Origin of the sequence: Pantoea sp. Ap-870 (assembly GCF_011752515.1) — a bacterium.
Classification (GTDB): domain Bacteria; phylum Pseudomonadota; class Gammaproteobacteria; order Enterobacterales; family Enterobacteriaceae; genus Pantoea; species Pantoea dispersa.
Genome location: NZ_VWXG01000008.1, coordinates 201052 through 225395, shown reverse-complemented (window position 1 = coordinate 225395; position 24344 = coordinate 201052). Strand labels below are relative to the sequence as shown.

General features: G+C 57.7%; 21 protein-coding genes and 1 rRNA gene. 6 read left to right on the top strand and 16 right to left on the bottom strand.

Annotated features, from left to right (window positions below):
• The first annotated feature begins 4 nt into the window (after window positions 1-4).
• Window positions 5-120 (top strand): 5S ribosomal RNA (gene rrf / locus F3J41_RS18865).
• Window positions 121-331: 211 nt separating this feature from the next.
• Window positions 332-1633, top strand: coding sequence for an MFS family transporter (locus tag F3J41_RS18860; protein WP_166712047.1), 1302 nt, complete (start codon window positions 332-334; stop codon window positions 1631-1633).
• Here the strand turns inward: F3J41_RS18860 and F3J41_RS18855 are convergent, their stop codons facing one another.
• From F3J41_RS18855 to trxC, 5 genes are all read right to left on the bottom strand, one after another.
• Window positions 1634-1954: a YfiM family lipoprotein gene (locus F3J41_RS18855; RefSeq protein WP_166712045.1), complete on the bottom strand. Its 321-nt coding sequence runs from the start codon at window positions 1952-1954 to the stop codon at window positions 1634-1636.
• Between the two features lie 3 nt (window positions 1955-1957).
• On the bottom strand, window positions 1958-3316 hold the full coding sequence (gene pssA / locus F3J41_RS18850; RefSeq protein WP_193752257.1) for a CDP-diacylglycerol--serine O-phosphatidyltransferase: 1359 nt from the start codon (window positions 3314-3316) through the stop codon (window positions 1958-1960).
• 83 nt (window positions 3317-3399) lie between these two features.
• Window positions 3400-6087 (bottom strand): bifunctional acetate--CoA ligase family protein/GNAT family N-acetyltransferase, encoded by a 2688-nt coding sequence (locus F3J41_RS18845; protein ID WP_166712063.1) that lies wholly within the window; start codon window positions 6085-6087, stop codon window positions 3400-3402.
• An 86-nt stretch (window positions 6088-6173) separates the two neighbouring features.
• The gene (locus F3J41_RS18840; RefSeq protein ID WP_166712043.1) at window positions 6174-6866 is read right to left on the bottom strand and encodes a tRNA-uridine aminocarboxypropyltransferase; all 693 of its coding nucleotides are present in this window, start codon (window positions 6864-6866) and stop codon (window positions 6174-6176) included.
• 76 nt (window positions 6867-6942) lie between these two features.
• Window positions 6943-7362, bottom strand: coding sequence for a thioredoxin TrxC (gene trxC, locus F3J41_RS18835; RefSeq protein WP_021313847.1), 420 nt, complete (start codon window positions 7360-7362; stop codon window positions 6943-6945).
• 156 nt (window positions 7363-7518) lie between these two features.
• Here trxC and F3J41_RS18830 point away from each other — a divergent pair, with 156 nt between their 5' ends.
• On the top strand, window positions 7519-8631 hold the full coding sequence (locus F3J41_RS18830) for a tRNA/rRNA methyltransferase (RefSeq protein WP_141496556.1): 1113 nt from the start codon (window positions 7519-7521) through the stop codon (window positions 8629-8631).
• Between the two features lie 42 nt (window positions 8632-8673).
• Here F3J41_RS18830 and emrB read toward each other — a convergent pair whose 3' ends face one another.
• From emrB to F3J41_RS18775, 11 genes are all read right to left on the bottom strand, one after another.
• Complete coding sequence (emrB, locus tag F3J41_RS18825; RefSeq protein ID WP_021506464.1) at window positions 8674-10209, bottom strand: multidrug efflux MFS transporter permease subunit EmrB; 1536 nt, start codon at window positions 10207-10209, stop codon at window positions 8674-8676.
• A 17-nt stretch (window positions 10210-10226) separates the two neighbouring features.
• Window positions 10227-11399 (bottom strand): multidrug efflux MFS transporter periplasmic adaptor subunit EmrA, encoded by a 1173-nt coding sequence (gene emrA, locus F3J41_RS18820; RefSeq protein ID WP_058770894.1) that lies wholly within the window; start codon window positions 11397-11399, stop codon window positions 10227-10229.
• 149 nt (window positions 11400-11548) lie between these two features.
• Window positions 11549-12079, bottom strand: a complete 531-nt coding sequence (gene mprA, locus F3J41_RS18815; protein ID WP_021506466.1) for a transcriptional repressor MprA — start codon at window positions 12077-12079, stop codon at window positions 11549-11551.
• A gap of 713 nt (window positions 12080-12792) precedes the next feature.
• On the bottom strand, window positions 12793-13788 hold the full coding sequence (proX, locus tag F3J41_RS18810) for a glycine betaine/L-proline ABC transporter substrate-binding protein ProX (protein WP_166712041.1): 996 nt from the start codon (window positions 13786-13788) through the stop codon (window positions 12793-12795).
• 63 nt (window positions 13789-13851) lie between these two features.
• Window positions 13852-15042: a glycine betaine/L-proline ABC transporter permease ProW gene (proW, locus tag F3J41_RS18805; protein WP_166712039.1), complete on the bottom strand. Its 1191-nt coding sequence runs from the start codon at window positions 15040-15042 to the stop codon at window positions 13852-13854.
• The gene (gene proV / locus F3J41_RS18800; RefSeq protein WP_021506469.1) at window positions 15039-16235 is read right to left on the bottom strand and encodes a glycine betaine/L-proline ABC transporter ATP-binding protein ProV; all 1197 of its coding nucleotides are present in this window, start codon (window positions 16233-16235) and stop codon (window positions 15039-15041) included. Before proV ends, proW begins: the two co-directional genes overlap by 4 nt.
• 664 nt (window positions 16236-16899) lie before the next feature.
• Window positions 16900-17859, bottom strand: coding sequence for a class 1b ribonucleoside-diphosphate reductase subunit beta (nrdF, locus tag F3J41_RS18795; protein WP_058781804.1), 960 nt, complete (start codon window positions 17857-17859; stop codon window positions 16900-16902).
• Window positions 17860-17867: 8 nt separating this feature from the next.
• A complete protein-coding gene (gene nrdE / locus F3J41_RS18790; protein ID WP_166712036.1) occupies window positions 17868-20006 on the bottom strand; it encodes a class 1b ribonucleoside-diphosphate reductase subunit alpha in 2139 nt (712 codons plus the stop codon).
• Entirely contained in the window at window positions 19985-20389 is a 405-nt protein-coding gene (gene nrdI, locus F3J41_RS18785) for a class Ib ribonucleoside-diphosphate reductase assembly flavoprotein NrdI (protein WP_021506472.1), read from the bottom strand. Before nrdI ends, nrdE begins: the two co-directional genes overlap by 22 nt.
• A 4-nt stretch (window positions 20390-20393) precedes the next feature.
• A complete protein-coding gene (nrdH, locus tag F3J41_RS18780) occupies window positions 20394-20636 on the bottom strand; it encodes a glutaredoxin-like protein NrdH (RefSeq protein ID WP_021506473.1) in 243 nt (80 codons plus the stop codon).
• A gap of 344 nt (window positions 20637-20980) precedes the next feature.
• A complete protein-coding gene (locus tag F3J41_RS18775; RefSeq protein WP_021506474.1) occupies window positions 20981-21298 on the bottom strand; it encodes a DUF883 family protein in 318 nt (105 codons plus the stop codon).
• A gap of 149 nt (window positions 21299-21447) precedes the next feature.
• Between F3J41_RS18775 and F3J41_RS18770 the strand changes: the two genes are divergently transcribed.
• The 3 genes from F3J41_RS18770 (at window position 21448) to mmuM (ending at window position 24257) form a co-directional block, all read left to right on the top strand.
• Window positions 21448-21786 carry a DUF2002 family protein gene (locus F3J41_RS18770; RefSeq protein ID WP_021506475.1) on the top strand — a complete coding sequence of 113 codons (339 nt, stop codon included), beginning with the start codon at window positions 21448-21450 and terminating at the stop codon, window positions 21784-21786.
• A 133-nt stretch (window positions 21787-21919) separates the two neighbouring features.
• The gene (gene mmuP, locus F3J41_RS18765; protein ID WP_166712034.1) at window positions 21920-23335 is read left to right on the top strand and encodes an S-methylmethionine permease; all 1416 of its coding nucleotides are present in this window, start codon (window positions 21920-21922) and stop codon (window positions 23333-23335) included.
• Complete coding sequence (mmuM, locus tag F3J41_RS18760; protein ID WP_058781692.1) at window positions 23325-24257, top strand: homocysteine S-methyltransferase; 933 nt, start codon at window positions 23325-23327, stop codon at window positions 24255-24257. The genes mmuP and mmuM overlap by 11 nt, the downstream gene beginning before the upstream one ends.
• Window positions 24258-24344: the final 87 nt, after the last annotated feature.

Below are 24344 nucleotides of genomic sequence, written 5' to 3'. Positions count from 1 at the left end.
TTTGCCTGGCGGCAACAGCGCGGTGGTCCCACCTGACCCCATGCCGAACTCAGAAGTGAAACGCCGTAGCGCCGATGGTAGTGTGGGGTCTCCCCATGCGAGAGTAGGGAACTGCCAGGCATCAAACCAGTAAAAAAGCCCCGGACGAGAGTCCGGGGCTTTTTTACGTCTGGCGATCGCTAAATCCACTTCACCCCTTGCAAAATCTCTCCCTAAAACTCCAGCTCTGTCACATTTTGTCATCCTGAACGGGCTCTGATTCCCCCGTACGGCCTACAGCTGCTTTACTCATTGCTTTAGCGATGTTCTTCGCAAGGAAATGAGGTAAAAGATGACCGACTTACAACAAAAATCGGCCCAGCCGGAAACGGCAGCCGTCAGTAAACAACGCATCTGGGCCATTGTCGGCGCGTCGTCCGGCAATCTGGTCGAATGGTTTGATTTCTACGTCTATTCGTTCTTTTCGCTCTATTTTGCCCATGTATTTTTCCCGGCCGGCGACACCACCACCCAGCTGCTGCAAACGGCCGGCGTGTTTGCGGCGGGCTTCTTAATGCGTCCCATCGGTGGCTGGCTATTCGGCTACATCGCGGATCGTCACGGCCGAAAAAGCTCGATGCTGATCTCGGTATGCATGATGTGTTTTGGTTCGCTGGTCATCGCCTGTTTACCCGGCTATGGCGAAATCGGCATTGCGGCGCCGGTGATTTTGCTGCTGGCACGCATGTTTCAGGGCTTATCGGTGGGTGGTGAATATGGTACCAGCGCTACCTACATGAGTGAGGTGGCACTGGAAGGGCGCAAAGGCTTCTACGCGTCGTTCCAGTATGTCACCCTGATTGGCGGTCAGCTGTTAGCCGTGCTGACGGTCGTGATACTGCAACAAATCCTCAGTGATGAAGCGCTGCGCAGCTGGGGCTGGCGAATTCCGTTCTTTCTTGGCGCGGTTCTGGCCGTGGTCGCTCTGTGGTTGCGTCGCTCACTGAATGAAACCTCCGAGAAAAAGCACCGGGAACATCGTGATGCCGGCAGCATTTTGGGCCTGCTGCGTAACCACTCGCGCGCCTTCCTGATGGTGCTTGGCTTTACCGCTGGCGGATCGCTGAGCTTCTATACCTTCACAACCTACATGCAGAAATATCTGGTGAACACGGCGGGTATGGATGCGCGCAGCGCCAGTGCGTTGATGACCGGCGCGCTGCTGGTATTCATGCTGATTCAGCCAATTGTGGGCGCGCTGTCAGATAAGATTGGCCGGCGGGCATCAATGATGATCTTTGGCGCTGGCGCGGCTATCTGTACCGTGCCGATTTTGATGTTGCTGCAGAATGTGCAAAGTAGCGGGCTGGCGTTCGTGCTGGTGATGCTGGCGCTGATTATTACCAGTTTCTACACCGCGATCAGCGGCATCCTTAAAGCGGAGATGTTCCCGCCGGAAGTGCGTGCACTGGGCGTGGGGCTTTCCTATGCGGTAGCTAACGCTATCTTTGGCGGTTCGGCCGAATACGTGGCGCTGTTGCTGAAGAAGCACGGCATCGAAACCACCTTCTTCTGGTATGTCTCGGCAATGGGTGCGCTGGCATTTCTGGTATCGCTGATGCTGCACCGCAAAGGCAAGGGGATTGCGCTGTGATTACTGGCTCAGGTTCCACAGCGCAATACCGCTGGCCGCACCGGCGACATCCCAGCTAAGATCCTTCCAGCTCCAGCCGCTCCCGGTTGCGCGGCTGTCCCAGGCTTCTTTGGCAACGCCGAAGCTCAGCGAAAACAGCATGCCAAAGCGCAGATTTTGCCCGCGGCCCTGATGTTGATGCTGAGAGATCTCACTGCCGGCGGCAGCCAGAGCGGCAGAGGAGAAAAAGTGTTGCGCTTTATCCTGGCCGGTCCAGCTGTCCTGCGCCACATGCGCACATCCGCTACACAGTAATACCGCACAGAAGATGAGCGCACGCATCGGCTACAGCAAACGACTGATGAGGCGATCGATACGGATGCGACGCAGGCGGCGGATCAGCTTGCGCACTTTGGCCGGATAGTCAGAAATGCTCTCCAGCTCGCGGAAATGTTTCACTACCGTGGTGTGCTGACGGATCAGCGTCAGTTCTTTGTCACGCTGCTCTGCCAGCTGGTTAAGCGGATCGTGGATCAGCACCGCATTTTCCAGATCGAGTCGCCAGGCGCGCGGATTGAGGTTATTACCGGTGATCATCATCCATTCGTCATCAACCCAAATGCCTTTCAGGTGATAGCTGTTATCACCATCTTTCCACAAGCGCACCGTCAGCTGGCCATTGTTGACGTAATACTGCAGCCGGCTGAGGAAACGACGAAGATTGATTTCATACAGGTAGGGTAGCGCACCGATAATCTTGAACGGCTCATGCGGCGGAATGTAGAAATCGTTGGCGGTTTTGTCACCGACAATGATCTCGACCTCTTTGCCCTGACGCAGCAGTTGAATCAGATTGCGCACCAGAATGGCCGGCAGGTTAAAGTACGGTGTGCACAGCGTAAGCTTACGCTCGGCGCAGGGCATTAAATGGAAGATGGTTTTGTTCAGCAGGCTACGTTTACCCAGCCCGACCAGCGGCGTGACGGCCAGTGATTCGTTGCCGGCATCACCGGTAAACTGATAGTTGAAGCTGCGCAGCTCCTGGCGAAACTGGCGGGTTTCATTCTTGATTTCCGGGCTGGAGGGACGTTCGGCCTGGTCGAGACGGTTAACGGCCTCAGAATGTTTGAGATTCTCACCAATCCACTGAAACATGGTGTCCGCCAGCTGCGGATTACGGATCAGCTGATAACGGTCATAACGGTATTTGTCATGCTGATGCAGATAAACATCGTTCAGGCTGGCACCGCTGTAGAGCAGCGTATCGTCAATGATAAAGCCTTTCAGATGCAGCACACCGAGCGCTTCACGGGTGTTCACCGGAATGCCATACACCGGAATCGCGATATCGGGATGCTGCGCCGCCATTTCGCAATACCAGTCGGCGTTCGTCAGGCCGCGCGCGGCACCGATACGGCCGCGCTGCGCACGATGCCAGTCCACCAGAATGCTGACATCCAGTTCCGGGCGCGCCTGACGCGCTGCATACAGCGCCTGCATGATGCTGCGTCCGCCGTCATCATTTTCCAGATACAGCGCGGCGATGCAGATGCGTTTTTCTGCCGTGGCGATTTTCGTCAGCAGGGTTTCACGAAACTCGGCGGGCGAGTAAAGCGTGGTCACATCCGACACGGACTGTGACAGTTTAGGCAGCTGTGCGAGGTGTTGTTGGTGTTTATTGCGTTTGAATTTAGACAACATCACAGTGCACTTCTTCTCTGTTCATTGTATGGCCTTTTGCCATCAAATCATGATCCTAACGGTAAATAATAACATCAACCGGCCGGTTAAGGAGGATTTTTACCTTTCTCTACAGCCAGGTCGCCAGTGTCAGCCAGCGGTAAATTCAGGCTGACAATGCCATCATCCAGTTGAATATTCACACGAAAATTGAGTTTTCGCGCCAGGGTAATCATGCCGGTATTGTGCGGCATGGTGATACCGTTCAATTGTTGCAGGCCGTGATCGCGCGTATAGCGGATCATCTTTTCCAGCAGCCGCCGGCCCATGCCCAGACCCTTCAGGTCGGAACGCACCAATACCGAAAATTCTGCGTCGATATTGTCAGCATCGGAGATCGCGCGCGTCACGCCGATGATCTCATCGGCACCGTTATGCTGGCGTACCGCGACAATCGCCATCTCCCGGTCGTAATCGATCTGCGTCATGTTCGCCAAATCGTCGTGGGTAAACTCATTGATCTCACTGAAGTAGCGATAGTAAAGGTCTTCTTTGGTGACCTGGGCGATGAAGGCACGTAGCTGCGGTTCATCCTCCGGCAGAATCGGCCGAAACAGGCAGCGCTGGCCATCTTTAAGCTGCACCTGCTCTTCCAGATGGTGCGGATAGGGACGAATCGCCAGCCGCGCCTCACTGTCGCCATCAAACGGAGCCAGCTGCAGCGTCACGTCCAGCAGGGTAAAGGTATTGGCGGATGCCAGCAGCGGGTGAATATCCAGCCGCTGAATCTCCGGACAGTCGACCACCAGGTTTGATACCTGCACCAGCAGCTGACTCAAACCGGTGATGTCCAGCGGTCGCAGTGCACTGCGGCTGCGCACTTTGCCGCTCTTCAGTGCCTGAATAACCAGATAGCGCGCCAGCGTCATATTCAGCGGCGGCAACGCCACGGCGGCCTGCTTGTCCGGCTGCCACTCCACACCGCCTTCGCCCAGCATGATGATTGGGCCAAACAGCGGGTCATGCTCAACCACCACCCGCAACTCCTGTGCACCGGCGCGGTTCGCCATACTTTGCACCAGCAGGCCGTCAATGCGCGCCTGCGGATGCGTTTCACGCACGCGATCGAAGATGGCGTCTGCTGCCTGTTCAACTTCTGCCGCGCTGCGCAGATAGAGCATCACGCCCTGTACATCCGACTTATGCGCAATATCTGGCGAGCGTAGCTTGAGCGCCACCGGATAACCAATCTGGTCGGCAATCTTAGCGGCAGACTGGCTGTCGCTGGCGATCCAGGTTGGCAGCGTCGCCAGCCCGTAAGCCTGCAGTATGGGCTGCACCTCGTGCGTATCCAGCGTGGTAATGCCGCTATCCAGTGCCTGTTGCAGCAGCTGATGTGCCTCGGCGCTGTTTTGCGTCAGGCCCAGCGGCAGCGCTGGCGTTTCGCGTAGCTGTTTCTGGTTACGCCGATACTCAACCTGGTGCATAAATGCCGTCACCGTGCCTTCTGGCGTGCGCCAGGTCGGAATGCCGGCCTGGGTGAATGCGCGGCGGGCTTCCTGCGAAGAGTGTTCGCCGCACCAGTTGGTCAGCAGCGTCACCTGCTTACCCCGCGGATGCGCGGCCACCGCCGCAATAATCTGCGCGGCGGTTTCACTGGCCGGAGAGACGGCGCTGGGTGAATGGATGATCATCAGCGCATCCAGTTCATGGCTGTCGAGCAACTGTGTTACGCAGGCCACGTACAGCGCGGGCGTCGCATGATCTTTCAAATCCAGCGGATTACCGCGCCCGATGCCCTCCGGCAGCAGGGCCGCCAGCGCCTGCAGCGTGGGCTCATCCAGCGTCGCCAGCTTGCCGTTACGCGCATAGAGTTCATCCAGCGCCAGCGCTGCCGGGGCTGCGCCGTTGCTGATAATCATCAGGCGCTCACCGCGCAGCGGGCGCATGTGGCTGAGCGACTCCACGGCGGAAAACAGCTCATGCGTGTCCTGCACGCGCAGCAGACCGGCGCGCTGAATGGCGGCATCCCAGGCGGCATCCAGCCCGCTGGCGGTGCCGATCATCGCCTGTGCCTGATGGCTGCGACCGCTTTTGATCACCAGAATCGGTTTATTACGCGCTGCGCTACGCGAGGCAGAAACGAAGCGCCGGGCGTCGCTCAGGTGTTCCAGGTAGAGCAAAATGGCGCTGGTTTTGCCATCGCGTGCAAGAAAATCCAGCAGGTCGTCGACATCAATATCCAGGCTGTCGCCCAGGGCGATAAACCACGAAAAGCCCAGGTTGCGCTGTTGCGCCCAGTCGAGAATGGTGTTGGAAACCGCCGCCGATTGCGAAATAAAGGCGATGCGTCCTTTCGCAATCGGTACCGGTGAGAAGCTGGCATTCAGCCCCTGCCAGGGGGCTAACAGGCCCAGACTGTTGGGGCCCAGCAGGCGCATCTGCCACTGGCTGGCACAGGCTTTCAGCGCCTCCAGCTGGCTGGCCGGGGCGGAGAGAATAATGCAGGCTTTACAGCCTTTTTCTCCCAGCTGCTGTAACAGTTCCAGGTTGCGCCTGGCGTGAGTGCAGATAATGGCCAGGTCGGGGGCGAAGGGCAGGCTGGCCACATCCGGCCAGGCCAGCACGCCGCTGACCGCCTTGTATTTGGGCGTGACAGGCAACACCGGACCGCCAAAGCCGCCCGCCAGCAGGTTGCGCATCATCAGATAGCCAGCGCGGCCCGGTTTTACCGACGCACCCAGCACCGCAATTGATTTCGGTCGTAACAGCGCTTCCAGTCCACGTTGGCTCATCATTCGCTCCTGCTCTCGGGATTGGCATGATTGTAAACGCTTTTACGCCGGTTGCCGATTTGTCGATGTCAGGCTGCGAGCCAGCTTCAGAAATTGTCTGTTTGTGCGTGTATCGGATGGTGGGGTTTGCCGGCCAGATAGGCCTGACGAAAGCGTTCAAAGTGCTGCTGCAACGCCTGCGCCGCCGAGGCGTCACCTGCCTGTTCCAGCAGCGCGGCGGCCACTTCGGCGGTGCAGTGCTGGCCCGGCGCATGGGCTTCGCGCAGCGTGTAGCGCGACGGTGTCGCCACATTCAGTGACATCACCGGAAAGCTATCCAGCCACGGACTTTTGCGGAACATTTTGCGCGCTTCGGTCCAGGTACCGTCGAGCATAATAAACAGCGGGGGCTTGCCGCCGGTGGGTGGCGTGGTCAGCACCTGGCGATCGGCATCGGCGTAGGCACCGGGAAAAACCACCATCGGCTGATAATCGGCCGTCTGCACTGCCGCCAGCAGCGCGGCGTCGGGCTCGGTGCGCGACCAGCCAAAGGCCTGGGTTTCCGGCAGAATGTCGGCAATCAGCCGGCCGGTATTACTGGGTTTCATTGGTTCAGTATCAAACATCACCAGGCAAAACCGGCTGCGCGCCTGTTGCGGCTGCAGGGTCGCGCACAGACAGTTTTTATGCGGCAGCAGGCAGCGCTGACAGCGCAGCACGCGGTTGCCTCGGGCGAGAAACGGGCGCGTGGCACGCGCTAAACGCTGCGCACGCAGGCGCAGGACGGCATTTTCAGACATAGCATCGCGGACAGGGAAAAACGCCAGTGTAATAGAAGGGCAAAAACAAGGCCAGCGCGTGGCTGGCCCTGGGGGATTAGAGTGATTCGTCGAGCCATTCGTTGAACGGCGCTTTCGGCATCGCACCATTCAGCATGTCCACCATCTCCCCATTTTTGAACAGCATAATGGTTGGGATGCTGCGGATGCGAAAACGCGTGCTGAGCGCAGGTTCCGCCTCAGTGTTCACTTTCACGAAGCGCACTTTGCCGCGCCGCTCGTCGGCGACGTCTTTAAACACCGGCGCGAAGTTCACACACGGCCCGCACCATGGCGCCCAGAAGTCGACCACGACCGGCAGATCGTCCTGCAGGTATTTATCCAGCGTGGCCGCCGTGGCATTCACCACTTCACCGCTAAACAGCGCATCGCCGCAGCGACCGCATTTGGCTCCGTCGGCCAAACGTTCCTCGGGAACGCGGTTAGTTGCCTGACAGGAGGCACATACAGTATTCATCGTCACCTCAAACCGGACCTGTAAATCTTAGGATTGGTGAACATTATGAAAAGGTTGAATGCTATGCTCAATCTGGATTAAGCAATAGGTTCAATAGTTGATAGCTAAGCGCCGACACATCAGGTAATCTTCGCGCTCTCAATGCTGGAGGAACAGATGAACGACGAATTTAAAGGCAAAAGCGGCAAGGTAAAAGTGATGTACGTACGTGATGAGGAGGGCGGTCAGAAGCCAAATCCCCGTACCGGCAAAGGCGGCCGTCCTGCTGCGCGCCAGGAAGAGAATCGTCGCTCTGGTCCTCGCAGCACCCGTAATAATGAAGAGAGCGGTCGTCCGCGCACCGCCCGTGGCGATGATGCCGGGCGTTCGCGTGGTCCGCGTGACGATAGCGCGCGCGGTCGCCGCAGCGATCGGGACGATCGCGGCTTCAGTGATTCACCGTGGCGCACCGTGTCACGTCCGCCAGTCGCCGCTGAAGCGGATGCGGGTGACGAAGCGGCCAGCAGCAAGCCGGTTATCGACCCGGAACTGATTCGCCGTCAGCGTCAGGAAGAGACGCGCGTATACGGCGAAAACGCCTGCCAGGCGCTGTTCCAGAGCCGTCCCGAAAGCATCGTCCGTGCGTGGTTCGTGCAAAGCGTCACGCCGCGCTTCCGCGAAACCCTGCGCTGGCTGGCGGCAAACCGCAAAGCCTATCACGTGGTGGACGACGCCGAGCTGGCGAAAGCGTCCGGGACTGAACACCACGGCGGCGTGTGCTTCATTATTAAGAAGCGCATGGGCATGCCGGTGGCGGAATGGCTGCAGCAGGCGCAGAGCAAAGACTGCGTACTGGCGCTGGAAGATGTCAGCAACCCGCACAACCTTGGCGGTATCATGCGCAGCTGCGCGCACTTTGGCGTCAAAGGTTTGCTGGTCAATGATGCCTCGCTGCTGGAGTCGGGTGCCGCAGTCCGCACGGCCGAAGGTGGTGCAGAGCACGTCCAGGCAATCAGCGGCGAAAGCTTTGCTGCGGGTCTGGAAGCGTTCCGCAAAGCCGGTTACACCATTGTGACCACATCCAGCCACGCCGGTACGCCACTGGCGCAGGCGGCGCTGCCAGCCAAAATGGTACTGGTGCTGGGTCAGGAGCGTGAAGGTCTGTCAGACAGCGCATTCCAGCAGGGCGATATCAGCCTGTCGATTGGCGGTACAGGCAACGTTGAAAGCCTCAACGTCTCGGTCGCGACCGGTATCCTGCTCGCCGAATGGTGGCGTCAGAACGCATAAATAAAAAAACGGGCCGCTGTGGCCCGTTTTTGTTTCTGTCACTCAGTGCGCGCCACCGCCGCCACCGCCCGCGCCAAACGGCGGACGGGCAAACCACACCAGAACCAGCAGGACCAAAAACACCCCCGCCGATGCCCAGAAGATCTCGTTAGCCGAGATAATCAGGCCCTGATTAGTAATTTGCTGGGCGATATAAGCCGACGCCTGCTGCTGCGTCATGCCCATGCTTTGCAGCTGGTCATACATTTGCTGCGAATTCGGATTGAATGGATTAACCGATTCCGACAGGTAGCTGTGATGCATCGATTCGCGGTCTGTCCACATGGTGGTGGTGATCGACGTTCCGATTGAACCCGCCAGCGTACGCACAAAGTTTGACAGGCTGGAGGCCGCCGCCATACGCTCTGGCGGCAAGCCGGACAGCGTAATGGTGGTCAGCGGCATAAAGAAGCAGGCCACCGCGAACCCCTGGATAAACTGCGGCCACGCGGAGGCACCGAAATCCATCCCCGGCTCAAACGTATACGCACGCCAGTAGAAGCACACCGCGTACATGATAAAACTAAAGGTTACCAGCCGCCGCATATCGAGCTTATGGGCGAAGCGGCCAATGATCGGCGACAGAATCACCGGAATGATCCCCACCGGCGCCGATGCCAGCCCTGCCCAGGTGGCGGTATAGCCGTATACCTCCTGGAGCAACTGCGGCAGCAGGACGATCGAGCCGAAGTACAGCATGTAAGCCAGACTGATCGACAGACAGCCGATGGTGAAATTTCGCTTCTTAAACAGCGACAAATCGACAATCGGGTGATCGTCGGTCAGCTCCCACACCAGCAGCACGGCCAGCGACACCACCGCGACCACCGTCAGCACGATGATTTCGGTTGAGCCAAACCAGTCGAGTTCTTTACCGCGGTCAAGCATCACCTGCAGAGAACCAATCCCCACCACCAGCAGCACCAGACCGACCATATCGATCGGACGGATCTCAGTTTTGGTTTCGCGCCCGCGCAGGGTTTGCAGCGTGAGCATCACTACCACCACGCCAATCGGCACGTTGATGAAGAAGATCCAGCCCCAGTGATAGTTATCGCTGATCCAGCCGCCGAGAATCGGACCGCAGATCGGCGCAACGATCACCGTCATCGCCCACAGCGACAGCGCCACGCTGCGCTTGGCCGGCGGGTAGTTGTTCAGCAGCAAACTTTGCGACAGCGGAATCAGCGGACCGGCCACCACGCCCTGAATCACGCGGAAGAAGATCAGCATCTCCAGACTTTCGGACATGCCGCACGCCCAGGAGGCCAGCGCGAACAGAATGGTCGACCAGGTGAACAGCTTCACTTCACCGACGCGTTTTGCCAGCCAGCCGGTGATCGGGATCGAGATGGCATTCGCCACCCCGAACGAGGTGATCACCCAGGTGCCCTGCGAGTTGGACGCCCCGAGGTTACCGGCGATGGTCGGGATCGCCACGTTAGCGATGGTGGAGTCGAGTACCTGCATGAACGTCGCCAGCGACAGGGCGATGGTCATCAGGACTAACGGCGCACCTTCAAGCGGCTTTTGTGCCATAACAGCCTCCCGCGAGGTTATTGCGCGTTGGCACGGACAATGTCAGCGATCAGCTGGTTAACCGGCGCAAGGTCGATTGCCAGCGCGTTACTTTCATACGCGGCCTGGGTGCGGACATTGCTGGCCAGCGCGGCGCCATCTTTGTTCTGGGTATCTACTTTCACCAGCGTGGACAGGCCGATACGCAGCGGATGTTGCGCCACTTGCTGCGGATCGAGTTCGATACGCACCGGCAGACGCTGTACCACTTTGATCCAGTTACCGGTGGCGTTCTGCGCTGGCAGCAGCGAGAAGGCGCTACCGGTGCCCATATCCAGACCAACCACTTTGCCGTGATACTCCACATCATCGCCGTAGATATCACTGATGACCGTGGCGGGCTGACCGATGCGCACGCCTGCCAGCTGCGTCTCTTTAAAGTTGGCGTCAACCCACAGGTTGGTGGCCGGCACCACCGCCAGCAGCGGTGTGCTGGTGGAGATCTGTGAACCGACCTGCACGCTGCGACGCGAGACATAGCCGTCCATCGGACTGCGGATGTCGGTGCGCTGCAGCGCCAGCCAGGCATCGCGCAGCTCAGCGGCGCTCTGTTTTACCGCCGGCTGGTTTTCGAGGTCGGTATTCAGGATCATCGCCTGGTTCGCGTTGTACTGCTGAATCGCCACGTCCAGCTGGGCTTTCGCCGTGGCCACGGCATCACGCGCGTGCTGCAGCTCTTCGCGACCAATCAGATTGGCGGCACCGAGCGGCTCGCGACGTTTCAGGTCGGATTCGGCCTGATCCAGCGCGGTCTGTTGCAGCTTGATGGTAGCCTGATACTGTTTGCCGTTGATCATCAGCTGGTGCGTCTGGCGCACGCTGGTGGCCAGCGCGGTCTGCGCTTTCTCGAATGCCTGCTGCGCATCGGTTTTATCCAGCGACACCAGAATGTCGCCTTTTTTCACCCGATCCGTATCCTCGAACCACACTTTATTCACGCTGCCGGAAACCTGGGCCATCACCTGCACCTGGTTGCCTGCCACGTAGGCGTCATCGGTTTCCTGGAAGTGGCGCAGCACCAGATACCAGTAAGCCAGATAACCCACACCAATCACGATAAACACGATAGCCAGCAGGATCAGCGCACCTTTGCGCTTCTTCTTTTTGTTCGCTGGCTGTTGCGGGCTTTGAGCTTCCGCTGTCGCACTCATGTCGTTCTCCACGTTTGCCATTTAGTCGGGATGTGTTGATCCATCAACACGGTCGCCCGAGTCGAAAAAGCCAGCGTTTGCAACGCTGGCCGGATAAAAGGGGATTAAAATAGCGATTTCGGTGGGTGATTGTGTCGCAGTTCTTGCTATTAACGCGACAGGGAAGCGATAACCTGATCTTCGTCCATTTTATCGAGACGGTTAAGCAACTTACGCGTGATGGCTTCCAGCTGCTCCTGCTCGGTATCAGTCAGCGAGGACCACAGATACTGCAGGCTCTGATGCTGTGGTGGCAGCAGCTGACGTAAGAATTCGTTACCTTTTTCCGTCAGGTGCAGGTGCAGGCAACGGCGATCGTTGTCGCTCTCACGACGCTCGATCCAGCCGCGCTTTTCCAGTTCATCAGCGATGCGCGTCGCGTTGGTGCGGGAAGAACCCAGCGCCGAGCTCAGCTCAGAAGGCTGAATGCTCTGGTTTTCCTGCGCGTCCAGCGTAATCAGCGCCATGAATAAAGTTTCGTTAATTCCCTGCGCCTTCAACATTTTGTTGCGATTATCCAGCAGCTTACCCTGCATGTGCATGCACAGACGGGTCAGGATGATCTCCTGCAGCGGAAAATCTTTGTGGCGATTAGCACGGATGTTTAGCATCTGCTCAATGGGAGTAAACGAGCTTTCCATTAAAAACCTCTTAGTTGCAACAAATATAATAATGAGGGTGACAGATTAAGCGTAGTCATATTTTCCGCCTGTGATTGTTTGCACCGTCACACTGTCAGCACCTGGCGTTCCAGGTCGGTCCATAACCCTGGGCTCTGCGCCCTGACCAGCCGCTTTGCAGACAAAGCCGCCATCGTCATCAATTCGCTAAGCGAAACCTTCAGTGGATTGAATAATTTCGCGAGTAAAAATAACTTAGGTGAATAACTGTGTGGCTAACCATAACAAAGCCAATCATTAATGAACAGTATCGCTCACCACTTTGCATTGATCTTTACGTTTTCTAAACACTTTTCCCGGCCGGCTTTGCTGGAGTAAATCAATGGGTTAATCGACAAGGCACCGGTTATTCCGGGTAACGCGCCAGCACCAGCGGCGTGATGAATTCCGTTCGTCGTCTGCCGTATAACCGGCCTGTGGCAGGGTGAATGCCACCGATAACGCAGACTCATCCTGGCGCAACGGACCTGATGCGGGCGGCGGAAAGGAGACATAGCTGGTGGGAAAAGCGGGTAAATAATCATATGTGGGTAATAATAACCCAAAAAATTATTTCAATGTTGTGTTAATTAACAGGACGTACCAGTGCGCTATAGCGCACGCTTCGCTTACTGACGGGGCGGGAGGGCGGAAAATGGCGGCACCACGTGGCTGAGACGAGATGCCGCGTGGGCTTATTTCGCCGCCGCCATGGCGTCGCTGACCCATTTATCAAATTCCGCCTGATGAGCTTTGATCCAGCCGTCAACGTGGCCGTTGATGTCCGCTTCTGAGGCGTGACCGGCATGCATCGCGGCGTTCTCGGCATTGATGTCGCCAATCGGCAGCTTCATTTCAGCAAACAGTTTTGCCGCCGCCGGATTCTTCTCCGCCCAGGCTTTGTTGGCCACGATATGCATGGTGTTCACCGGGAAGCCATAGTTGGCGCCGTTGGCCAGTCTGGTATCCACTTTGCTCTGCGCGCCTGGCAGTGAGGAGAACGGCACCTGCAGCCACACCACATCTTTACCCGGCTTCAGTACGTCGCTGACCCAGTATGGCGTCCAGGTGTAATAGAGAATCGGTTTACCCTGTTTGAAGCGCGTAATGGTGTCGGCAATCATCGCCGAGTAGTTACCCTGGTTGTGTACCACGGTATCGCTCAGTTTGTAGGCCTCGATCTGATGGTTAATCACCGCCTCACAGCCCCAGCCAGGCGTACAGCCTGTCAGGTCTGCTTTGCCATCGCCATTGGTATCAAACAGTCTGGCCAGCTTCGGATCCTTCAACTGCTCAATGTTGGTGATGTGGTACTGATCGGCGGTTTTCTTGTCGATCAGGTAACCCTGCGCGGCACCGCTGACGTAGGTGCCCTGGCGATAAAATTTATTATCACCGCCGGCGGCTTTGTACATGTCGTCATGCAGCGGTTGCCAGTTGGTAGCGATAAACATGGCATCACCGCCGGCAATGGTGGTGTAAGCCACGTTGTAATCCACTTCACTCGGCTTCTCAACGGTGTAGCCCAGCTTCTCCAGCGCGCGGCTCACCAGCAGCGTCTGGAAGGTCTCTTCGGAAATGGTACTCTGAGCCGGTTTAACGGTAATGCCTTTGCCCGGAAGGTCGGCGGCGGACACGTGCGTCGCGGCAACCGTGGTCAGGACGGCGGCGAATAGAGCTGTCTTGCGCATAGTCATTCCTTATTTTACGTGTGACGTCGGAGACGGGCGACCGCAGCGGGCCGCCCAAAGAAATCAGGCTTTTTTACTGAATGGACGCAGCAACAAACCCAGCGGCCCGCTGCTGTACCAGTGGCGGCTGCCACGGCTGCGGCTGTCGCGACCTACTGACTGTGTCAGGCGGTCGAGAATGATGGCGAGGATCACGATACCGACGCCGCCCACGCTGGCGAGCCCCATATCGAGACGGCCAATACCGCGCAGCACCATCTGGCCCAGACCGCCAACGGCAATCATTGAGGCGATGACCACCATCGACAGCGCCAGCATCAGCGTCTGATTGACACCGGCCATGATGGTCGGCATCGCCAGCGGCAGCTGGACCTTGAACAGCATCTGGCGCGGGCTGGCACCGAAAGATTCACTGGCTTCGATAAGGTCAGCCGGCACCTGCTTGATGCCGAGTATGGTGAGACGTACCACCGGTGGCAGGGCAAAGATAATCGTCACCACCACGCCCGGCACGTTGCCGATACCAAACAGCATGACGATGGGCACCAGATAGACGAACGCCGGCGTGGTTTGCATTGCATCCAGCAGGGGCCGTACGATACGCGCTGCGCGCTCACTGCGCGCCAGCCAGATGCCAAGCGGCAGGCCAATCAATACGCAGAACAGCAGGGCGGTGAGCACCAGCGCCAGCGTCACCATCGCCTGGGACCAGGCGCCGATCATGCCAATCAGCACCAGCGATATCAGCGTGGCGAGGCCCATCGCCGGGCTGGCAATCTGCCAGGCAATCAGCGCAAACACCACGATCGCCACCGGCGCAGGCAGACCCATCAGCAGTTGCTGGAAGGCGCTGAGGATATAATCCACCGGCACGCGAATGCCCTGAAACAGCGGGCGAAAGTGGGTAACTACCCAGTCGATGCCTTCGGTGACCCAGCGATCCAGCGGAATCAGCGTGGTGTGGAACGGATCCAGCAGGCTGAAGTGCTCCGGCGCCGCGGCCGGTGCGCTGCTCAGCCAGTCGCTGCTGCTGGCGGCGCTGCTGACGGCATCGTGTCCACTACTGCTGGCGGCATCCGATGTACTGCCGGCGGCGTTGCCCCAGGCATCGGCGGCGCTGGCGCTGCTGTCAGCCGGTGTGCTGCTGCCTGTCGCGGACCACGGATCGCTGCTGGCGGCGGCGGCGTTGCTGGTGGCGGGTGGTGCGCTGGTCTGGCTGGCGCTTTCCCATGGATTGGCGTTTTGTGCACTCATGGCTGGGCTCCTTCACGATCTAAAGCGCGTAACAGCGTGCTTTTGGAAATGATACCGACGTACTGCTGATCTTCGCCGATAACCGGCACCGCACAGGGTGCCTGCGCGACGTGAGAGAGCAAATCGTTGAGCGAGGTATCGGCAGGAACCGCCAGCGGTGCGTCGAGCAGCGCGTTATCCAGCCCTTCACCGGCGGCGAGTGCCGCTTTCAGCGAGTCAGTGGAGACGACGCCGATGAATTTCTGTTTCTCCAGCACGTAGCCATATTCGCGGTCTTCATCCTGCAGCAGTTTGATCGCCGAACGCGGACCGAAACCGGCGGCCTTACGAATCAGCGCGCCGGCGCTGCGGCGGGCGATATCTTTGGCGCTGAAGACGTGACTGATATCCACGCCGCGGAAGAAGGTGCGCACATAATCGTTGGCCGGATTATTGAGGATTTCATCCGGCGTGCCGACCTGCACCACTTCGCCGCCCTGCATGATGGCGATGCGGTCGCCAATACGCATCGCTTCATCCAGATCGTGGGAAATAAAGACGATGGTGCGCTGATGTTTCGCCTGCAGTTTTACCAGTTCATCCTGCATTTCCGTGCGAATTAATGGATCAAGTGCGGAAAAGGCTTCGTCCATTAGCAATATATCCGGATTAATCGCCAGTGCGCGGGCTAATCCAACACGCTGACGCATTCCGCCGGAGAGTTCATCGGGCCAGGCGTGAGCATAATTTTCCAGCCCGACCTGACGCAGCGCGTCGAGCGCTTTTTCCTGCCGCTCCTGCAGCGCCACGCCAGCTAATTCCATGCCGAACGCGGTATTATTTAGCACCGTCATGTGCGGCATCAGTGCGAATGACTGGAATACCATGCTGATTTTATTTCTGCGCACATCACGCAATTCTGCGTCGGATATTTTGGCAATATCGACGCCATCAATAATCACCTGGCCGCGTGTCGGCTCGATCAGACGATTGAGAAGGCGAACCATAGTGGACTTGCCGGAGCCGGACAGTCCCATGATGACAAAGATCTCGCCTTCTTCAATGGCCAGACTGGCATTTTTGACGCCGAGTGAGAGGCCGGTTTTCGCCAGAATACTCTCTTTACTCTCGCCTTTTTCAATCAGCTTAAATGCCTTTTCGGGATGATCGCCAAATACCTTATATAAATTCTTTACTTCGAGTTTAATTGCCATGCAGTAATGAAATTCCTGGTTAAATGTCTGACTATTTCTTGTTGTACCCTGCGTAAATTTAAGCGCCTATACCGTAGCATAGTGAGATTATCTGACAACCCTTGACGGAAATATCTGGCGTGACACGTATGGCGCGACAGTGGCTAATTCCAGTGCCTGCAAGGGATGAGACGGGATAAATTTTTTCTGAATTTTTTGTGAAATTAAACCGGTTTTGGCCAGAATTATTGCCGGAAGGCGGATAAATCACGCTTAGTCAGGCGAAATATTCCGGCGATGAATGGCGCTAAATAGGTAAAATAATCACGCGCGGAATTAACCTTATTTCAGGGGAACGGCGGGAATGCAGGAGAGGAAAATGAATGAGCAGAACATGGTGGGATCGGCATGAAATTAACCTGGTCGGCATAAATGCCGACCCTGTGGAGGTATCATCAACCTAACCGCTGGGGGCGCGTTCCGGTCGGCATCAATGCCGACCCTACGGATGCATCAATATTACCGCTGCGGGAGGGTTCCGGTCGGCATCAATGCCGACCCTACAGATGCATCAACCTAACCGCTGGGTGCATTTCAGGCGACATGATTAACCCAACCGTAGGGTGCGCATTGATGCGCACCGCTTACGGTGCAATGTGCACCCTTTACCGCGCACCGCACGCGACTAAAAATTCCAGTCCTCGTCCTCGGTTTCAACCGCTTTGCCCATCACATAGGATGAACCGGAACCCGAAAAGAAATCGTGGTTTTCATCGGCGTTGGGCGACAGCGCCGACAGAATCGCCGGATTCACCGCCGTCAGCTCAGCCGGGAACAGCGCTTCGTAACCCAGGTTCATCAGCGCCTTGTTGGCATTGTAATGCAGGAAGGTTTTCACCTCTTCAGCCCAGCCCACGTCGGCATACAGCGCTTCGGTGTACACCACCTCGTTTTCATACAGCGCCAGCAGTAAATCGATGGCGAACTGCTGCAGCTCAGCGCGGCGCGCATCGTCAACGGTTTCCAGCGCTTTCTGGTACTTATAGCCGATGTAATAACCATGCACCGCTTCATCACGGATAATCAGCCGAATCAGATCGGCGGTATTGGTCAGCTTGCCGCGGCTTGACCAGTACATCGGCAGCCAGAAGCCGGAGTAAAACAGGAACGACTCCAGAAAGACGCTGGCGATTTTCTTCTTCAGCGGATCGCTGGCGCGGTAGTGATCCAGCACGATTTTCGCCTTGTTCTGCAGGGCGGTATTCTCCTCACTCCAGCGGTAGGCGGCATCCACGTCGGCGGTGTTACACAGCGTGGAGAAGATCGAACTGTAAGAGCGCGCGTGAACCGCTTCCATAAAGCTGATGTTCGACAGCACCGCCTCTTCGTGCGGCGTCAGCGCATCTTCCATCAGTCCCGGTGCGCCAATGACGTTCTGAATGGTGTCGAGCAGCGTCAGACCGGTAAACACCCGAATCGTCAGCTGCTGCTGCTGCGGGTCGAGCGACTGCCATGCCGGCAGATCGTTGGACAGCGGCACCTTCTCTGGCAGCCAGAAGTTGCTGGTAAGACGGTTCCACACTTCGAGATCTTTCTCGTCCTGGATGCGGTTCCAGTTAATCGCCTGAATCTGTTTAAGTTGCATAGTCATCATCACAGTGCACAGGAAACGCAGCCCTGTACCTCCGTGCCTTGTAGCGCCATCTGACGCAGTCGAATGTAATAGAGGGTTTTGATGCCTTTCTTCCAGGCGTAGATCTGCGCTTTGTTGATATCGCGCGTCGTGACGTCATCGCGGAAAAACAGCGTCAGCGACAGTCCCTGATCGACGTGCCGGGTGGCTTCGGCGTAAGTATCAATAATCGCTTCTGGACCAATCTGATAGGCATCCTGATACAGCTCAAGGTTGTCATTGGTCATAAACGGAGCCGGGTAATAGACGCGGCCGGTTTTGCCCTCTTTACGGATCTCAATGCGCGACACAATCGGGTGGATGCTCGACGTGGCGTGGTTGATGTAAGAGATGGAACCGGTCGGCGGAATCGCCTGCAGGTTCTGGTTATACAAACCGTGCTGCATCACCGACGCACGCAGCGCCTGCCAGTCCGCCTGGTCGGGCAGGGCGATGCCGGCATCGGCAAAAATCTGCGCCACCCGGGCAGTGCGCGGCTGCCAGCTGTGTTGGGTATATTTGTCGAAATAGGCACCGCTGGCGTACTGCGACCGCGCAAAGCCGTCAAAGCTCGCGCCGCGCTCCTGCGCCAGCAGGTTGGAGGTGCGCAGGGCGTGATACGTCACGCAGTAGAAATAGAGGTTGGTGAAATCCAGCGCCTCTGGCGAACCGTAAGCCATGCCTTCACGCGCCAGATAGCCGTGCAGGTTCATCTGCCCGAGACCGATAGCGTGTGAACGGCGATTGCCTTCCGCCACCGACGGCACGGAGGTGATGTCACTCATCTCGGAAACCGCCGTCAGTGCGCGCACCGCCACTTCCACGGTTTGCGCCAGATTACGCGAGTCCATGGCGTGGGCGATATTCAGGGAGCCGAGGTTACAGGAGATATCTTTGCCGACGCGGCGATAGCTCAGGTCGTCGTGATACTCGCTGGCGCTGTTAACCTGCAGGATCTCCGAACACAGGTTACTCATGTTGATGCGACCGGCAATCGGGTTGCTGCGGTTCACGCTGTCCTCATACATGATGTAGGGATAGCCGGACTCAAACTGAATTTCCGCCAGCGTCTGGAAGAAGTCGCGCGGCTTAATGAAGGTTTTGCGAATGCGATCGTCGGCCAGCATCGCCTCGTAGTGCTCGCTGATACTGATATCAGCAAACGCCTTGCCGTAAATACGCTCAACGTCGTAAGGCGAAAACAGCGCCATATCGCGGTTCTCTTTGGCCAGCTGGAAGGTGATATCCGGAATCACCACGCCGAGCGACAGCGTTTTGATGCGGATCTTCTCGTCAGCGTTTTCACGTTTGGTATCGAGGAAGCGCAGGATATCCGGATGGTGCGCATTCAGCCACACCGCGCCCGCGCCCTGACGCGCACCAAGCTGATTGGCGTAGGAGAACGCATCTTCCAGCATCTTCATCACCGGAATTACGCCGGACGACTGATTTTCAATGCGCTTGATCGGCGCGCCGGATTCACGCAGGTTGGAGAGCAGAAACGCCACGCCGCCACCACGCTTCGACAGCTGCAGCGCCGAATTCACCGCGCGGCCAATCGACTCCATATTGTCTTCAATGCGCAGCAGGAAGCAGGAGACCAGCTCGCCGCGCTGCTGTTTACCGCAGTTGAGGAAGGTGGGCGTAGCCGGCTGGAAGCGACCGCTCAGCATCTCGGCCAGCAGTTCCCGCGCCAGCGTTTCATTGCCGCGCGCCAGCGTCAGCGCCACCATGCAGGCGCGCTGCTCAAAGGTTTCCAGATAGCGTTTGCCGTCGAAGGTTTTCAGCGTGTAGCTGGTATAAAACTTCCACGCACCGAGGAAGGTGTGAAAACGGAAGCCCCAGGCGTCAGCCTCTTCGTGCAGCTGGCACAGGAAGGCGAAATCGTACTGGTTCAGCACCCCAGCTTCATAATAGCCTTCGGCCACCAGATAGCGCAGGCGTTCGCCGTGCGAGTCGAATGGCACGCTGTTGGGCTGGACGTGCTGCAGGAAAAACTGGCGTGTGGCTTCATGATCTTTGCTGAACTGGATGCGGCCATCGGCGTCATACAGGTTCAGCATCGCGTTGAGCGCGTGGTAGTCCAGCTGTGTGCTGTTCAGGGTGTCTGTCGTTGCCAAAATTGGGTCACTCCCGCTTTAACATGGGCAATATCGTCGGCGGTTCCCATCAGCTCAAAGCGGTAGAGATAAGGAACCTGACATTTCTGCGCAATGATGTCGCCCGCCAGGCAGAAGCCCGCGCCAAAGTTGCGATTGCCCGCAGCAATCACACCGCGAATACCGCGCCGGTTGGCGTCATCATTAAGGAACTGAATCACCTGTTTCGGCACTGCTCCACGCGCGCTGCCGCCGCCGTAGCTCGGCACCACTAAAATATAGGGCTGGTCGATGTGCAGGCGCTGCGTGGCGTCGAGCGGAATACGCCGCGCAGGCAGGCCGAGACGGGTGATAAACCGGTGCGTGTTTTCCGACTGGCTGGAAAAATAGACCAGTGGAAACATCGCTTTATCCCCCGACGGCAGCGAGCTGGCGCAGGCCGGCGATTTTGTCGGGACGGAAGCCGCTCCAGTGGTCGTTGTGCGTCATCACCACGGGCACCTGGCGATAGCCAAGCGATTTGAGCTGATCGATGGCTTCCGGCTGGCTATCGAGGTTAATCAGCTGATAGTCGATGCCACTGCGATCCATGGCATTTTTGGTCGCGTCACACTGGACACACTGGCTCTTAGTGTAAATAATAATGCGCATGATTCGTATTTCCCTATGGTTATGGTCAGGTTGCGAGATACGAAGCAAAAACCCTTTTGCTGCGAACGTCGTCCCTGCTGATATCTGATAGCGAGTTGATGTGTTGAATACTAGATGTAGTGGTGTTGGTGGTCAAGCCCACCAGATATAGGGTTTTGTGATTTAATTAGTCAGATTAGGGCGAATGCCAGCGATGATGCGCCCTGGCGCAGGGAAAAAATTTTTGTAAAGGGTTTTGCGGCAATTTTAACCAGCCTGACAGCCGCCAGATCGGCGCGCTAATGCGGAGTGACGCGCAAAAAAAAGCCCCGCATACGCGAGGCTCCTGATGATTTTTTAGCGATTTAGCGGCGTGACATCAGCAGCGCGCCCAGCACCAGACCGACGGCGGCACCTACACCCACGCCGTACCACGGTTTGTCATGCACGTAAGCATCCACCTGGTAACCCGCATCGCGCGCGGCCTGAGTCACGCGGTTGCCACTGCCGTTGAGTTTAGCGCGCGTCTGTTTCAGCAGGGCCTGCGCCTGGCTGCGTGCGCTATCCACTTCATCTTTGGCTTCGCTGCCGTAAGATTTCAGTAAGGCTTCCAGCGAATCGGCCAGTTCGTTTACATCCTGATTGATATCAATGTCATCGTTTTTGCTGGTTCGATTAAACATTTTTCGCTCCCTTTGACTTAAAACGTAATACTAAGTGTAGACGAAACGTGACTAAACGCAGCCGTGTGCCAGGCTTTAGGGAAATTCCGAATGTCCTGTGCTGTCGTGCTGATGTAAGGTTGCGGGGCTGTGAGAAGAGAGGAGCAAGCATGTATTTACGTCCGGATGAGGTAGCGCGCGTACTGGAAAAAGCAGGATTCGAAATGGACGTCCTGACACCCAAAACTTATGGTTATCGCCGTGGCGAAAACTATGTCTATGTGAATCGCGAAGCCCGCATGGGGCGCACAGCGTTGATCATTCATCCCACCCTGAAAGAAAAAAGTCAGCATTTCGCTGAACCCGCATCAGAGATGAAAACCTGCGACCACTACACGCAGTTCCCTCTCTACCTGATGGGAGATTCGCAGGAGCACTACGGTATTCCCCACGGTTTTAGCTCGCGCATGGCGCTGGAGCGTTATCTGCAGGGCGTCTTCGGCGCCTGACTGGTGTGCCCCGTCGCGGCGGGGCCGCACACGCTTTCCCAATCCTTACCCTTTCCCACGTTGCAAATTGCCGCGCGGATGCGTATAACTCTGTGTCCATATAGAAGTTTAGACGTCCATATGGATATAAAGAATGCAAACTGAACCGACGCCTTCGCAGGCAAACTTCAAGCGCAGCATGAAGGTGCGGCATCTGGTGATGCTGTCGCTCGGCGGCGTGATTGGCACCGGGCTGTTTTTCAACACCGGCTACATCATCTCCACCACCGGCGCAGCGGGCACGCTGCTGGCCTATCTGATTGGTGCGCTGGTGGTATGGCTGGTGATGGTGTGTCTTGGCGAGCTGGCGGTGGCGATGCCGGAAACCGGCGCATTTCACGTCTACGCCGCGCGCTACCTCAGTCCGGCGACCGGTTACACCGTGGCCTGGCTCTACTGGCTCACCTGGACGGTGGCGCTCGGCTCCAGCCTGACCGCCGCCGGTTTCTGCATGCAGTACTGGTTTCCGACGGTGCCGGTGTGGCTGTGGTGCCTGGTGTTCTGTGTCGCCATTTATCTGCTGAATAGTGTCTCGACGCGCTTCTTTGCCGAAGGAGAGTTCTGGTTCTCCATCATTAAAGTGATCACCATCATTGCCTTTATCGTGCTGGGCGCGGCGGCGATACTGGGGTTCATCCCGATGAAAGACGGCAGCGCGGCGCCGGGATTACATAACCTGACCGCTTCCGGCTGGCTGCCGCACGGTACGCTGCCGATTCTGATGACCATGGTGGCGGTGAATTTTGCCTTCTCCGGGACCGAGCTGATCGGCATTGCGGCGGGTGAAACCGAGCAGCCGCAGAAAGCGCTGCCGCTGGCGATTCGCACCACCGTGGCGCGCCTGATCATCTTCTTTATCGGCACGGTGTTTGTGCTGGCCGCGCTGATCCCGATGGATCAGGCGGGCATCGTTAAAAGTCCGTTTGTACTGGTGTTCGAAAAGATCGGCATCCCGTACGCGGCGGATATTTTCAACTTCGTGATCCTCACCGCGATCCTGTCAGCGGCGAACTCCGGACTGTACGCCTCGGGACGGATGCTGTGGTCGCTGGCCAATGAAAACACGCTGCCGCGCTGCTTTGCCCGGGTCAACCGGCGTGGCATTCCGCAGCTGGCCATCACCGTCAGTATGCTCGGTGGCCTGCTGGCGCTGTTTTCCAGCGTGATCGCGCCGGATACGGTGTTTGTGGCGCTGTCAGCGATTTCCGGCTTTGCCGTGGTGGCGGTGTGGCTGAGCATTTGCGCCTCACACTACATGTTCCGTCGTCGCTATCTGCAGGCGGGCAATGCGCCGCAGCAGCTGGCGTACCGCGCGCCGTTCTATCCGCTGGTGCCAATCCTCGGATTTACCCTGTGTCTGCTGGCGTGCATCGGGCTGGCCTTTGACCCGTCACAGCGCATCGCGCTATGGTGCGGCATTCCTTTTGTACTGTTCTGCTACGCTGCTTATTATCTGACGCAAAAACGCCAACACGCTTTCAACGCTAAGGAGACCGATGATGTCGCGTAACCCCATCGCTGCGGCCCTGACCCACACTGATACCCTGATTCTGGATGGCGCGCTGGCGACAGAGCTGGAAGCGCGCGGCTGTAATCTGGCCGATACGCTGTGGTCGGCCAAAGTGCTGATGGAAAATCCCGAACTGATTTATCAGGTGCACTATGACTATTTCGCCGCCGGCGCTAACGTGGCGATCACCGCCAGCTATCAGGCGACGCCGCTGGGCTTTGCAGCCCGCGGACTGGATAGCGGCCAGGCCAGCGCGCTGATTCGCCAGAGCGTGACGCTGGCCCAGCGGGCGCGCGACGATTACCGTGCTGCTTCTGGCAGCGAGGCACCGCTGCTGGTGGCCGGATCGGTCGGTCCTTATGGCGCTTATCTGGCCAACGGCGCGGAATATCGCGGCGACTACGCCTTACCGGCTGCTGAAATGAAAGATTTCCACCGTCCGCGCGTGGCGGCGCTGCTGGAGGCGGGCGTGGATTTGCTGGCGTGTGAAACGCTGCCGTCGTTTGGTGAAATTCAGGCGCTGATTAGCCTGCTGGCGGAGTTTCCGCACAGCAGCGCGTGGTTCTCTTTCACGCTGCGCGATGCGCAACACCTGAGTGACGGTACGCCGCTGAGCAAGGTGGCGGAAGTCATCAATGCCGCGCCACAGGTGGTCGCTGTCGGCCTCAACTGCGTGGCGCTGGAGAGCGTGACGCCGGCGCTGCAAACGCTACAGGCGCTGACGGACAAGCCGCTGCTGGTCTATCCTAACTCCGGCGAGCAGTATGATGCGGTCAGCAAAAGCTGGCACTCAGCGCCGTCTGGCTGCACGCTGCACGATAAGTTTCCCGAGTGGCAACAGGCGGGCGCACGGCTGATTGGCGGCTGCTGTCGCACCACGCCTCAGGATATCGCGGCGATTGCCGCCTGTTGTCAACCGTAATAAAGCGCAGAAAAGCGCCACTGATAGCGCGATTGAGGCGAGTGAAAAGGCAGAGAGGGCAGTTTAGACTGTCCTTTCTGATTCTGA

Excerpts from the sequence above, each read along its gene's own strand:
- F3J41_RS18860 (WP_166712047.1), top strand. The coding sequence starts at position 332 with ATGACCGACTTACAACAAAAATCGGCCCAGCCGGAAACGGCAGCCGTC.
- F3J41_RS18855 (WP_166712045.1), bottom strand. The coding sequence starts at position 1,954 with ATGCGTGCGCTCATCTTCTGTGCGGTATTACTGTGTAGCGGATGTGCG.
- F3J41_RS18845 (WP_166712063.1), bottom strand. The coding sequence starts at position 6,087 with ATGAGCCAACGTGGACTGGAAGCGCTGTTACGACCGAAATCAATTGCG.
- F3J41_RS18840 (WP_166712043.1), bottom strand. The coding sequence starts at position 6,866 with ATGTCTGAAAATGCCGTCCTGCGCCTGCGTGCGCAGCGTTTAGCGCGT.
- trxC (WP_021313847.1), bottom strand. The coding sequence starts at position 7,362 with ATGAATACTGTATGTGCCTCCTGTCAGGCAACTAACCGCGTTCCCGAG.
- F3J41_RS18830 (WP_141496556.1), top strand. The coding sequence starts at position 7,519 with ATGAACGACGAATTTAAAGGCAAAAGCGGCAAGGTAAAAGTGATGTAC.
- emrB (WP_021506464.1), bottom strand. The coding sequence starts at position 10,209 with ATGGCACAAAAGCCGCTTGAAGGTGCGCCGTTAGTCCTGATGACCATC.
- emrA (WP_058770894.1), bottom strand. The coding sequence starts at position 11,399 with ATGAGTGCGACAGCGGAAGCTCAAAGCCCGCAACAGCCAGCGAACAAA.
- mprA (WP_021506466.1), bottom strand. The coding sequence starts at position 12,079 with ATGGAAAGCTCGTTTACTCCCATTGAGCAGATGCTAAACATCCGTGCT.
- proX (WP_166712041.1), bottom strand. The coding sequence starts at position 13,788 with ATGCGCAAGACAGCTCTATTCGCCGCCGTCCTGACCACGGTTGCCGCG.
- proW (WP_166712039.1), bottom strand. The coding sequence starts at position 15,042 with ATGAGTGCACAAAACGCCAATCCATGGGAAAGCGCCAGCCAGACCAGC.
- proV (WP_021506469.1), bottom strand. The coding sequence starts at position 16,235 with ATGGCAATTAAACTCGAAGTAAAGAATTTATATAAGGTATTTGGCGAT.
- nrdF (WP_058781804.1), bottom strand. The coding sequence starts at position 17,859 with ATGCAACTTAAACAGATTCAGGCGATTAACTGGAACCGCATCCAGGAC.
- nrdI (WP_021506472.1), bottom strand. The coding sequence starts at position 20,389 with ATGTTTCCACTGGTCTATTTTTCCAGCCAGTCGGAAAACACGCACCGG.
- nrdH (WP_021506473.1), bottom strand. The coding sequence starts at position 20,636 with ATGCGCATTATTATTTACACTAAGAGCCAGTGTGTCCAGTGTGACGCG.
- F3J41_RS18775 (WP_021506474.1), bottom strand. The coding sequence starts at position 21,298 with ATGTTTAATCGAACCAGCAAAAACGATGACATTGATATCAATCAGGAT.
- F3J41_RS18770 (WP_021506475.1), top strand. The coding sequence starts at position 21,448 with ATGTATTTACGTCCGGATGAGGTAGCGCGCGTACTGGAAAAAGCAGGA.
- mmuP (WP_166712034.1), top strand. The coding sequence starts at position 21,920 with ATGCAAACTGAACCGACGCCTTCGCAGGCAAACTTCAAGCGCAGCATG.
- mmuM (WP_058781692.1), top strand. The coding sequence starts at position 23,325 with ATGTCGCGTAACCCCATCGCTGCGGCCCTGACCCACACTGATACCCTG.